The sequence below is a fragment of the Diaphorobacter ruginosibacter genome (genome assembly GCF_040396215.1).
Lineage (GTDB): Bacteria > Pseudomonadota > Gammaproteobacteria > Burkholderiales > Burkholderiaceae_C > Diaphorobacter_A > Diaphorobacter_A ruginosibacter_A.
In genome coordinates this window covers 1-11,134 of sequence record NZ_JBEBOW010000125.1, presented here as the reverse complement: position 1 = coordinate 11,134, position 11,134 = coordinate 1, and the positions used below count along the sequence as shown (strand labels likewise).

Annotated in this window: 9 protein-coding genes; 4 read left to right on the top strand and 5 right to left on the bottom strand. The window is 66.4% G+C overall.

What is annotated here, in order from left to right:
* Positions 1 to 23: 23 nt before the first annotated feature.
* From rsmD to ABWP92_RS14025, 3 genes are read right to left on the bottom strand one after another with little or no spacing between them, the layout of a single operon-like run.
* The gene (gene rsmD / locus ABWP92_RS14035) at positions 24 to 647 is read right to left on the bottom strand and encodes a 16S rRNA (guanine(966)-N(2))-methyltransferase RsmD (protein WP_353236014.1); all 624 of its coding nucleotides are present in this window, start codon (positions 645 to 647) and stop codon (positions 24 to 26) included.
* On the bottom strand, positions 644 to 1,999 hold the full coding sequence (locus tag ABWP92_RS14030) for a M16 family metallopeptidase (protein WP_502907541.1): 1,356 nt from the start codon (positions 1,997 to 1,999) through the stop codon (positions 644 to 646). Before ABWP92_RS14030 ends, rsmD begins: the two co-directional genes overlap by 4 nt.
* Positions 2,000 to 2,036: 37 nt before the next feature.
* Complete coding sequence (locus tag ABWP92_RS14025; protein ID WP_353236013.1) at positions 2,037 to 3,500, bottom strand: M16 family metallopeptidase; 1,464 nt, start codon at positions 3,498 to 3,500, stop codon at positions 2,037 to 2,039.
* Between the two features lie 29 nt (positions 3,501 to 3,529).
* On the opposite strand from ABWP92_RS14025, the gene ftsY reads away from it, so the two are divergent.
* Positions 3,530 to 4,708: a signal recognition particle-docking protein FtsY gene (gene ftsY / locus ABWP92_RS14020; RefSeq protein WP_353236012.1), complete on the top strand. Its 1,179-nt coding sequence runs from the start codon at positions 3,530 to 3,532 to the stop codon at positions 4,706 to 4,708.
* Between the two features lie 22 nt (positions 4,709 to 4,730).
* Here ftsY and cutA read toward each other — a convergent pair whose 3' ends face one another.
* Complete coding sequence (gene cutA, locus ABWP92_RS14015) at positions 4,731 to 5,069, bottom strand: divalent-cation tolerance protein CutA (protein WP_353236011.1); 339 nt, start codon at positions 5,067 to 5,069, stop codon at positions 4,731 to 4,733.
* A 122-nt stretch (positions 5,070 to 5,191) separates the two neighbouring features.
* On the opposite strand from cutA, the gene ABWP92_RS14010 reads away from it, so the two are divergent.
* The gene (locus tag ABWP92_RS14010; protein ID WP_353236010.1) at positions 5,192 to 6,142 is read left to right on the top strand and encodes a carbon-nitrogen hydrolase family protein; all 951 of its coding nucleotides are present in this window, start codon (positions 5,192 to 5,194) and stop codon (positions 6,140 to 6,142) included.
* A gap of 32 nt (positions 6,143 to 6,174) precedes the next feature.
* Here ABWP92_RS14010 and metE read toward each other — a convergent pair whose 3' ends face one another.
* On the bottom strand, positions 6,175 to 8,472 hold the full coding sequence (gene metE, locus ABWP92_RS14005; RefSeq protein WP_353236009.1) for a 5-methyltetrahydropteroyltriglutamate--homocysteine S-methyltransferase: 2,298 nt from the start codon (positions 8,470 to 8,472) through the stop codon (positions 6,175 to 6,177).
* A 107-nt stretch (positions 8,473 to 8,579) separates the two neighbouring features.
* Between metE and ABWP92_RS14000 the strand changes: the two genes are divergently transcribed.
* Positions 8,580 to 9,479, top strand: a complete 900-nt coding sequence (locus ABWP92_RS14000; RefSeq protein ID WP_353236008.1) for a LysR family transcriptional regulator — start codon at positions 8,580 to 8,582, stop codon at positions 9,477 to 9,479.
* Positions 9,480 to 9,636: 157 nt separating this feature from the next.
* Entirely contained in the window at positions 9,637 to 11,055 is a 1,419-nt protein-coding gene (locus ABWP92_RS13995; RefSeq protein ID WP_353236007.1) for a short-chain fatty acyl-CoA regulator family protein, read from the top strand.
* Positions 11,056 to 11,134 lie beyond the last annotated feature (79 nt).

Below are 11,134 nucleotides of genomic sequence, written 5' to 3'. Positions count from 1 at the left end.
GCGTAGAGATCGTAAACACGTTCTCAGGCGCGCACCAGCAAATGCGCATGCACCGCGCCGGCCTTGAGATGGCGGTGCAGCCTGAGCCCTTGCGCGGCCAGCGCGTCAGCGGACCACTGCTCGGGCGCTTCCAGGTAGATGAAGCCGTCCTGCGCAACCGCCCGGGCCGCCGCGGCCAGCGCCGGCTCGAACAATGCGCCGCCAAACGGCGGATCGAGCAGCAGCAGATGCATGCTGCCCGCCGCGCACTGCTTCAACGCGGCCACGCCGTCCCCACGCTGAATGCGCACATTCCCTGCCTGCAGCCTGGCGGCGATCGCCTTGAGCTGCGCGACCAGGCCCGCATCGGCTTCATTCATCAGCACCTGCGCCGCGCCGCGCGAAGCGGCCTCGAAACCCAGCGCGCCCGTCCCCGCAAACGCATCGAGGCACTGCCATCCCGAAAGATCCTGGCCCAGCCAGTTGAACAAGGTCTCGCGCACCCGGTCCGGTGTCGGCCTCAGGCCGGGACGGTCGGCCACCGGCAGGCGCGTGCGCTTCCACAGGCCGCCCACGATACGCACTTCTCCCGCGCCGCGCGATGGCGCGGGCTTCGCGGCCACGGCCTTGCGGGCAGCCGGACCGGGCGTGGCCGAACGCGGCCTCACTGCTTCGCCCCCACCTGCACGGTAACCATGCGGTCGGGCTGCAGCATGCGCTGGAACGCATCGCGGATGTCGCGGGTGGTCAGCGCCTGGACGCGGTCGGTCCAGTGTTCCAGGTAGTCCAGCGGCAGGTCATTCCACGCGATGTTGACCACGTTGCCCAGCAGCTTGCGGTTGCTGTCGATGCGCAGGGCGAAGCCGCCGATCAGGTTGTCCTTGGCGGCGCGCAGCTCTTCCTCCGTGGGGCCTTCCTCCACGAATTTCTTCACGACTTCGCGCGATACCGCCACGGCCTGGGCTGCCTGATCGGGGCGCGTCTGCAGGCCCACCACGAACGCGCCCGCATCCAGCCCCGGCGAGAAACCGCTGCCCACGCTGTAGCTCAGGCCGCGTTTTTCGCGCACTTCGCTGGTCAGGCGCGATGTGAACCCTCCGCCGCCCAGGATGTGGTTGCCCACCAGGATGGCGAGAAAATCCGGATTGCCGCGCTTGATGCCCGGCTGCCCGATCAGCACGTGGGCCTGTGCGGACTGGAACGCAATGTTCTCGTCCACCGCCTTGGCCAGCGGCTGTACAGGCGCGATTTCGGGCAGCGCCGCGCAGTCGCCCGCCTTCTTCTCTGGCAGCCGCGACAGCAGCGTGCGCACCAGCTGCCGTGCCTGTTCCTGGTTCAGCGCGCCCACGATGCTCACGCGCGCGCGGCAGGTCTGCACGTACTTGCCGTGGAACGCCTGCAGGTCGCTCACCTGGATGCGGTCCAGCGTTTCCTGCGTGGCCTGGTATCCATAGGGGTGGTCGCCATAGACGGCGGCGGCGAACGCCTTGCTGGCGACGGTTCCGGGCTTGGTGTTGGCCTCCTTGATCGCCGCCTCCCAGCGCGAGCGTTCGCGCTTCCATACGTCCTGCGGGAAGGCCGGCTCGCCGATCTGGCGCGCGGCCAGCGCCGAAGCCTTGCCCAGCAGCTCGGTATCGGTGAGCGAGCGCATCGAATACACGAAGCCATCGCGCTCCGCACCGGCATCAAAGCTCGCGCCCAGATCGGCCCAGGCCTCGCCCAGCGCGTTCTCATCGAGGGCCTTTTCCTTGCCTGCCGCGCGCACGCCCTTGGACGTCATCATGCCGACGGCGCTTGCCAGCCCCGCCTGGCGCGCCGGGTCGCGGCGTGCTCCGGCATCGAAATCCACCTGCACATCCACCATCGGAATGGCCGGGCTTTCCACCAGCCACACACGCGCTCCGCTGGGTTCGGTCCAGTGTTGAATCGGCAGCAGCGCCCAGGCCGAATGCGTGTACATCACAAGGCCAGCGCCCACCATGCAGGCGCGCGCGGCCATCGTCTTGAGTTTCTTGATCATCAGCGGCATATCGTCAATCCCATTTCTTGCGTGGCGTTCAGTGCAGGCGCGCGCCATCCGCGCCCTGCGCCGCGGGGCGCTTGCTGCCCGGGGCCACGGGCTGAGGCACCAGCGTTCCCACGGTGAGCTGATCGTCGCCGAAGTAGCGCGCCGCCACCGATTGCACCTGCTCTGGCGTGACTGTCCGCAGCAGCTTGAGGATGCGGTCGTCCGCGTCGATGGGAAAGCCCTCGACCCAGTTGCTGCCAAGATCGTTGGCCTGTCCATAGAGCGAATCGCGCTCGTAGACGGTCGATGCGGTCCACTGCGCCTTCACGCGCGCCAGTTCGGACTCGCTCACGCCCTCCTTGGCGATACGCGCCACTTGCGCGCGCAGGGCCTGCTCCACCTGCCGGGCGGTCTTTCCTGGCGCCGGCACCCCCATCAGCATGAACAGGCTGGGCCCACGGCCAATGACCGATGCCGAACTGTTCGCGCTATCGGCGATGCGGTCGGCGCCCTGCGTGAGCGCACGATCAAGGCGCGCGCCATCGTAGCCGCTGAGCACGGCCGAGAGCATCAGCAGAGACAACGCATCGCGGTCATCGCTGCCCAGCTCATCGAGATTGCGCAGAGACGGCACGCGAAACGACATGGCGATGAACGCCTGGTCGGCGGGCGCCTTGAACTCGATGCGGCGAATGCCCTTCTGCTCCGGCTCGATGCGAGGCTTGCGCGCCGCGATGGCCGCCGGAGCCATGGCGCCGTAGGTCTGCTCAGCGAGCGCATGAACCTGCGCCGGGTCCACGTCGCCAACGACCACGACTGCGGCGTTCTGCGGCACATACCACTGCCTGTGGAAGTTGCGCACATCATCGGGCGTCATCGAGTCCAGATCGCTCATCCAGCCCACCACCGGACGGTGGTATGGAGAGGCGATGAACGTCGCCGCGTTCAGTTGCTCGAACAGCGATGCGCGCGGCTGGTCCTCGGTGCGCATGCGGCGCTCTTCCTTGATGACCTCGATTTCCTTCTTGAATTCTTCGTCCGGCCACTGGTTGTTGGCGAAGCGGTCGGACTCCAGCTCCATGACATCCTTCAGGCGGCTGGCCGGGATCTGCTGGTAGTAGCCCGTGTAGTCGCGCGTGGTGAAGGCGTTTTCCTGCCCGCCGAGCGCCGCCACGCGCCTGGAGAACTCTCCGGGAGCCACCTTGGCCGTGCCCTTGAACATCATGTGTTCCAATGCGTGGGCCACGCCCGAAGTCCCATCGACTTCATCCATCGCGCCCACGCGCACCCACACCATATGCACCGCGGTGGGCGCGCGCCGGTCGGGCTTGACGATGAGCGTCATGCCGTTCTTCAAGGTGAAAAGCTGCGCGCCATCGGCCGTGACGACCTCCGGGCTGGCCGCCCCGGCCGCCAGAACGGCCGTATCGGGAGAAAGGTTGGCGGGCGTGTCGGCAAATGCCGCAATGTGCGCGCAGGCCAGCAGGCCAAGAATGGAAATGGCTTGTTTCATAGAATGGATAGGATTCTAAGTACCCGACAATGTTCAGTTTCTTCAAGAAAAAATCTTCCACGGCCGCTGACGAAGCCGCCCGGACACCCACGGATGCCGCGCCCCAGCCGCCCGTGGAGCAGCCCGCCGAGCAACCGCAGCCCGCATCCAGGGGCTGGCTGCGCAACCCGTTCGCGGGCCGCGACGACGCCAAGGATACGGCCACGGCGGCCACATCAGCGGCCGCATCCGAGCCCACGCCCGCTGCCGGACAGCCCACTGTAGTACAAGAGCCGCAGGCCAAGCCGGAGGCTCCCGCGCCCGGCGGGGATCGCAAGGGCTGGATGAACCGGCTCAAGGCCGGCCTGCGCAAGACGGGCACGAGCATCTCCACCATCTTCACCGGCACGAAGATCGACGACGCGCTCTACGAGGAGCTCGAAGACGCCCTGCTCATGGCCGATACCGGCGTCAAGGCCACCAATCACCTGCTGGCCGATCTGAAGCAGCGCGTCAAGGACACCAAAACCACCGATCCAGCCGCGGTGAAGTCGCTGCTGGCCGACGCGCTGGCCGAGCTGCTCGCGCCGCTGGAAAAGCCGCTGGCCATTGGTGAGCACTCACCCACCGTCATCATGGTGGCTGGCGTGAATGGCGCGGGCAAGACCACCTCCATCGGCAAGCTCACCAAGCATCTGGCCGACCACGGCGAAAGCGTGCTGCTGGCGGCCGCCGACACGTTCCGGGCCGCCGCGCGCGAGCAGCTCGGCGTCTGGGCCACGCGCAACACAGTCGAGATCGTGAGCCAGGACGGCGGCGACCCGGCCGCCGTGAGCTTCGACGCCGTTTCCGCGGGCCGCGCGCGCGGCAAGGACGTCGTTCTGGTCGATACCGCGGGCCGCCTTCCCACGCAGTTGCACCTGATGGAAGAGCTCAAGAAGATCAAGCGCGTCGTCACCAAGGCCGACGCCAGCGCCCCGCACGAGGTGCTGCTGGTCATCGACGGCAACACCGGCCAGAATGCGCTCAACCAGGTCAAGGCTTTCGACGAAGCCCTGCAGCTCACCGGGCTGATCGTCACCAAGCTCGACGGCACCGCCAAGGGCGGCGTGCTGGCCGCGATCGCGCAGGAAAAGCCGGTTCCCGTGTATTTCATCGGGGTCGGTGAAAAGGTGGAAGACCTCGAAACCTTCAACGCGCGCGAGTTCGCGCAGGCGCTGCTGGACTGAGCGCGCCCGGCCGGCCTTGCGGTCAACCCGCCAGGCGCTCTTCCACCCAGGCCGCATACCCGCGCGAGGATCGCTCCTCGCGCAGCAGCATCTGCGGCAATTCGTAGGGATGCGCGGACGCCAGCCAGGCCATCAGGGCCGGCGCATGCAGCGGCAGGGTCTTGAACACCAGGCGCCATTCGGCGTCCTCGCATTGCTCCGCCTGCCAGATGTAGTGCGACGTGATCTGCTCGACCTGCACGCATGCGGCAAGGCGGCCGCGCACCGCCTCGCGGGCCAGGCGGCGCGCATCTTCGGCATGCGCCACCGTGGTGGTGAGCACGCTCACCTCGGGCAACTGGCTGGGGTCGGGTTCGCGCATGGCGGCGGCTCCTGGTTCTCGAATGTGATCAGCGCCCCATTGTCCGCGCTCCGGCCGCGCCGGGGGCCAACTCGCGTAAAGTGTCGCTGCGAACCCATTCCAACAACAGGAGACTCAGCGTCATGACAACCACCCGGCCCTTCAAGGCAGCCGTCATCCAGGCATCATCCATTCCCTCGGACAGCATCGAATGCGCTCTCAAGGCCGCATCGCTCATCCGGCAGGCCGCGAGCAACGGCGCCAGGGTGCTGGTGTTCCCCGAGGCCTTTCTCGGCGGCTACCCCAAGGGCAACAGCTTCGGCAGCCCCATCGGCCTGCGCAAGCCCACCGGACGGGACGCCTATGCGACCTACTACCGACAGGCGATCAGCCTGGATGGAGAGGAAGTCGAGATCATCAAGGAAGCCACGGCGGAAACCGGCACGGTGGTCGTGATGGGCTGCATCGAGCGCGACGGCGGAACCCTGTACTGCACGGCGCTTTACTTCAACGCGGAACAAGGCCTCGTCGGCAAGCACCGCAAGCTCATGCCCACGGCGGGCGAGCGCCTGATCTGGGGTTTCGGCGACGGCTCCACCATGCAGGCGGTGGACACGGCCTACGGCCGCATCGGCGCCGTGATCTGCTGGGAGAACTACATGCCGATGCTGCGCATGCACATGTACAGCCAGGGCGTCTCCATCTATTGCGCCCCCACGGCCGACGACCGCGATACCTGGCTGCCCAGCATGCGCCACATCGCGCTCGAAGGCCGCTGCTTCGTGCTCACCGCCTGCCAGTTCCTGCGCCGCGGGGCCTATCCGAAAGACTTCGAATGCAGCCTGGGCGACGATCCGCAGACCGTGCTGATGCGCGGCGGCAGCGCCATCATCGACCCCACGGGCGCCGTCCTGGCCGGTCCCGACTTCGAGGAGGAAACCATCCTCTACGCGGACATCGACCCGGTCATGGTGCCGCGCGGCAAGTTCGATTTCGACGCCAGCGGGCACTATGCGAGACCCGACGTCTTCCAGCTGAAGGTGGACGTGGGCGCGAAGAAGGCCGTCTCGACGACGGGCGGGCGGGACGCATAGGCGCACAGGCGCCTAGGGGCACAGGAGCCGCGTCAGGCCGCCTCGGCCCGCAAGGTCTGCGCCGCCTGGACCATGCGGGTCAGCGCGGGAATGACTTCCGCCCACTGGCGGGTCTTCAGGCCGCAGTCGGGGTTCACCCACAGCCGCTCGGCCGGTATCCGCCGGGCCGCCTTCTTCATCAGATCCACCATGTGCGTCTCGGTCGGGATGTTCGGCGAGTGGATGTCGTACACGCCGGGCCCGATCTGGTTGGGATAGTTGAAGTCGTCGAACGCGTCGAGCAGCTCCATGTCCGAGCGCGAAGTCTCGATGGTGATCACGTCGGCGTCCATGCCGGCGATCGACGCGATGATGTCGTTGAACTCCGAATAGCACATGTGGGTGTGGATCTGGGTCTCGTCACGCACGCCGTTGGCGGCGATGCGAAACGACTCCACCGCCCAGTCCAGATACTCCTTCCACTGCGCCCGGCGCAGCGGCAGGCCCTCGCGCAAAGCGGCCTCGTCGATCTGGATGATGCGCACGCCGGCCTTCTCCAGGTCCAGCACTTCCTCGCGGATCGCCAGGGCCAGCTGCTTGCACGAGAGCGAACGTGGCTGGTCATCGCGCACGAACGACCAGTTCAGGATGGTGACCGGTCCGGTCAGCATGCCCTTCATGGGCTTGCTCGTCAGCGACTGGGCGTAGGTGATCCATTCGACGGTCATGGCGCGCGGACGGCTGATGTCGCCGAACAGGATCGGCGGCTTCACGCAGCGCGAGCCATAGGACTGCACCCAGCCGAATTCGCTGAAGGCATAGCCTTCGAGCTGTTCGCCGAAATATTCCACCATGTCGTTGCGCTCGGCTTCGCCGTGCACCAGCACGTCCAGGCCGAGTTTTTCCTGCTCGCGCACGCTGCGCTCGATCTCGGCGCGCATGGCGGCCTGGTAGCCCGGGAGATCCAGCCGGCCTGCCTTGAATTCGCTGCGGGCGCGGCGGATGTCGGCCGTCTGCGGGAACGAGCCGATGGTGGTGGTCGGGAACGCCGGCAGGTTCAGCAACGCGGCCTGCTTGGGCGCGCGCTTGCCGTAGGCGCTCTCGCGCAGGCCCAGATGACGGCCGATCCTGGCGACGGCATCCTGCACCTTGGGATTGTGCACGCGCGGCGATGCGCGGCGCGCCGCCAGCGCGGCGCGGCGGGCCTTGAGCGCCGCGCCCACGGCGTTGCGGCCCTCGTTCAGGGCCTTGCCCAGAATCCGCAGTTCATCGAGCTTCTGCAGGGCGAACGCGAGCCAGGATTTCACTTCGGCATCGAGCTTGCCTTCGCTGCCCAGGTCCACCGGCACGTGCAGCAGCGAGCACGACGGAGCGACCCACAGGCGCTCGCCCAATTGGGCCGCCAGCGGTTCCAGCCAATCGAGCACGCTGTCCAGATCCGTCTTCCAGATATTGCGGCCGCTGATTGCTCCGATCGACAGCACCTTGTGGCCTGGCAACAGGCCGATGAGCTGCTGCACGTCTTCGCGGCTGCCATTGACGGCATCCACATGAAGGCCGGCCACGGGCAGGTTGGCCGCCAGGTGCTTGTTGTCCAGCAACTGGCCGAAATAGGTGGCGACCAGGATCTTCAGCTTCGCGGTCTTGAGGTGGTGATAAGCGGTGTTGAAGGCGTGCTGCCAATCGGCGTCCAGCTCGGTCACCAGAATCGGCTCGTCGATCTGCACCCATTCCACGCCTTCGGCGGCCAGCTTGTCCAGCAGTTCGGAATACACGGGCAGCAGGCGCGCCAGCAGGTCGAGCCGATTCGAATCATCCTTGGCCTTGCCGATGGACAGATACGTCACGGGCCCCACGATCACGGGCTTGGCTTTCACGCCCTGGGCCCTGGCCTCGGCCAGTTGTTCGAGCAGGCGGGAGGCATCGAGGCGAAACTCGGTCGCGGCGCTGAACTCAGGGACGATGTAGTGATAGTTGGTGTCGAACCACTTGGTCATCTCGCCGGCCGCCACGCCGCCGCAGCATGCGCCATGCTCCTGCGCGCCCTGGGCCGAGCGGCCGCGCGCCACGCGGAAATAGTTGTCGAGCGGATCGCCGTGAAAGCCCCGCACGCGCTCGGGCAGGTTGCCCAGCGTGAAGCTCATGTCCAGCACCTGGTCGTAGAACGCGAAATCACCCACCGGCACCAGGTCCAGGCCCTGCTGACTGCTCCAGTGGCGCTGGCGCAATTGAGCGCCGAGCGCCTTCAGCTGTTCGCGGGAGGACTCGCCCTTCCAATAGGACTCCAGCGCGAATTTCAGTTCACGCTGCGCGCCGATACGGGGAAAGCCAAGGTTGTGGATGGTGGTCATGACTGGGAAAAATCCGAATGAAAACAGGAATGGCCCGATCCTAGAATTTCATACTCATGAAGTAAAATGGTCTTTTCTCACATATTCATGAATACCATTCATACAAAATGCTGGAGCGCATCCACCTGTCCATCGTCCAGGAAGTAGAGAAGCAAGGCTCGCTGACGGCAGCCGCTGAGGTGCTCTGCCTCACCCAATCCGCGCTCAGCCACAGCATGCGCAAGCTCGAAAAGCAGCTCGGCACCGACATCTGGCTGCGCGAAGGCCGCCAGTTGAGGCTCACGCAGGCGGGCCAGTATCTGCTGGCCGTCGCCAGCCGCGTGCTGCCGCAGCTGGACATGGCGGAAGACCGCCTGCACCAGTACGCGCAAGGCGAACGCGGGGCGCTGCGCATCGGAATGGAGTGCCATCCGTGCTACCAATGGCTGCTCAAGATCGTCTCGCCCTATCTCGCCGCCTGGCCGGACGTGGACGTGGACGTGAAGCAGAAATTCCAGTTCGGCGGCATCGGCGCGCTCTTCGGCTACGAAATCGACCTGCTGGTCACTCCCGATCCGCTGGACAAGCCCGGCATCGTGTTCCTGCCCGTGTTCGACTACGAGCAGGTGCTCGCGGTGTCGGGCGACCATCCGCTGGCCCGGCGCAGGCAGGCCGAGCCTGCCGATCTCTCCGGCGAGACGCTCATCACCTATCCGGTGGCCATCGACCGGCTGGACATCTTCAGCCAGTTCCTCGCACCCGCGCGCATCGCGCCGCGCAGGCACAAGACCATAGAGACCACGGACATCATGATGCAGATGGTCGCAAGCGGGCGCGGCGTGACGGCGCTGCCCCGCTGGCTGGTCGAAGAATACGCCGGCAAGATGAATGTCCGGCCGGTACGCCTGGGCGCGCGCGGCATTCCCAAGCAGATCCATCTCGGCGCACGCCAGGCCGACCTGCGGACCGACTATCTGCAGGCCTTCATCGCCATGGCGCAGAAAGCCAATCCTCTTTCGCGGAAATAGCGCACCCGCATTCCCGGGCAATGCCTTTCCAGCAGGATTTGCCTTATATTCGCAATCTACGCAAAATCAACGCACGGTCGCGATTCCGTAAAAGCAAATATCTGCGAATGATTCGAGATGATTTTGCGAATTTTGCGAATCCACGAAAGAATCCCCGATGAGAAAAACCTTCATGGGCGTGAAGCTGCGCAAACTGCGCTCGGAGCGCGGATTGACCCAGGTGGCGCTCGCGCAGGCCCTGGACCTCTCGCCCAGCTATCTCAACCAGCTCGAGCAGAACCAGCGCCCCCTGACCGTGCCGGTGCTGCTCAAGCTCAACCGGGTCCTGGGCGTGGACATCCAGCAGTTCTCGGAGGACGAGGAGGCCCGGATGGTCGCCGAACTGCGCGACGCCTTCACCGATGCGGCCGACCCCGTCTCGCTGCCGGAACTCCAGGAGGTTGCCGCGCAGATGCCCACCCTGGGCCGCGCCATCATCGCCCTGCACCGCCGCGGCGCCGACGCGATGGAGCGGCTGGAGATGATGGCGGACCAGCTGGGCGACAGCCGCACCGACTCCGCGCCCACCACCACCATGCCGTTCGAGGCGGTACGGGATTTCTTCTTCACGCACCAGAATCATTTCGACCCGCTGGACCGGCTGGCCGAGCGCCTCGCATCCACGGCCGTGGGCCTGTACGGCAGGCACCAGCTCGAATGGCTGACGCAGCGCCTGCACCAGCGCCACGGGGTCCGCGTCGTCGCGCTTGCCGACGAGGCGCACGACAGCAAGCGCCACTTCGAGCCCGGGCACGGCATCCTGCACCTGGCCGCGACACTGAATCCGGCGCAGCGCGCGTTCCAGTTGGGAACCCAGCTCGCGCTGCTGGAGGCCGGGGAGGCGATCGACGCGCTGATCGATGTGCCGCCATTCACCTCGGACCCCGCCTCGCGCAAGCTCGCCAGGATCGGCCTGGCCAACTACTTCGCGGGCGCGCTGCTGCTGCCCTACGGCGCATTCCTGGAAGCCGCCGAAACGCTGCGCTATGACATCGAGCTGCTCGAGCAGCAATTCGGCATGGGCTACGAGACGATCTGCCACCGCCTGAGCACGCTGCAGCGCCCGGGCGCGCCGGGCGTGCCGTTCTTCTTCATCCGCGTGGATCGCGCGGGCAACATTTCCAAGCGCCAGTCCGCAACGCATTTCCACTTCAGCCGCACGGGCGGCACCTGCCCGCTGTGGAACGTATATGAGGCATTCGGCCATCCCGAGCAGATCCTGCGCCAGATCGCCAGCATGCCCGACGGGCGCAGATACCTCTGGATCGCGCGCACGGTCTGCGGCGGGCGGCGCGGGTTCGGCGCGCCGCGCAAGGTGTTCTCGATCGGCCTGGGCTGCGACATCCGCCACGCACAGCGCCTCGTGTACGCCAAGGGAATGGACCTGGCGGACCCCGACGTGGCCACGCCGATCGGCATGGGGTGCAAGGTGTGCGAGCGGGTCAATTGCCCGCAGCGCGCCTTCCCTTACGTCGGGCGCGCCCTGGCGGTGGACGAAAACCGCAGCCGGTTCGCACCCTACGGATTCGGTCAATAAGAGCTGCTAACACAACCCGGCAAACCGCAGGTTTGCGATCGAGACGAGGCGCGAAGCCGCAGGCAAGTATAAGCGTACG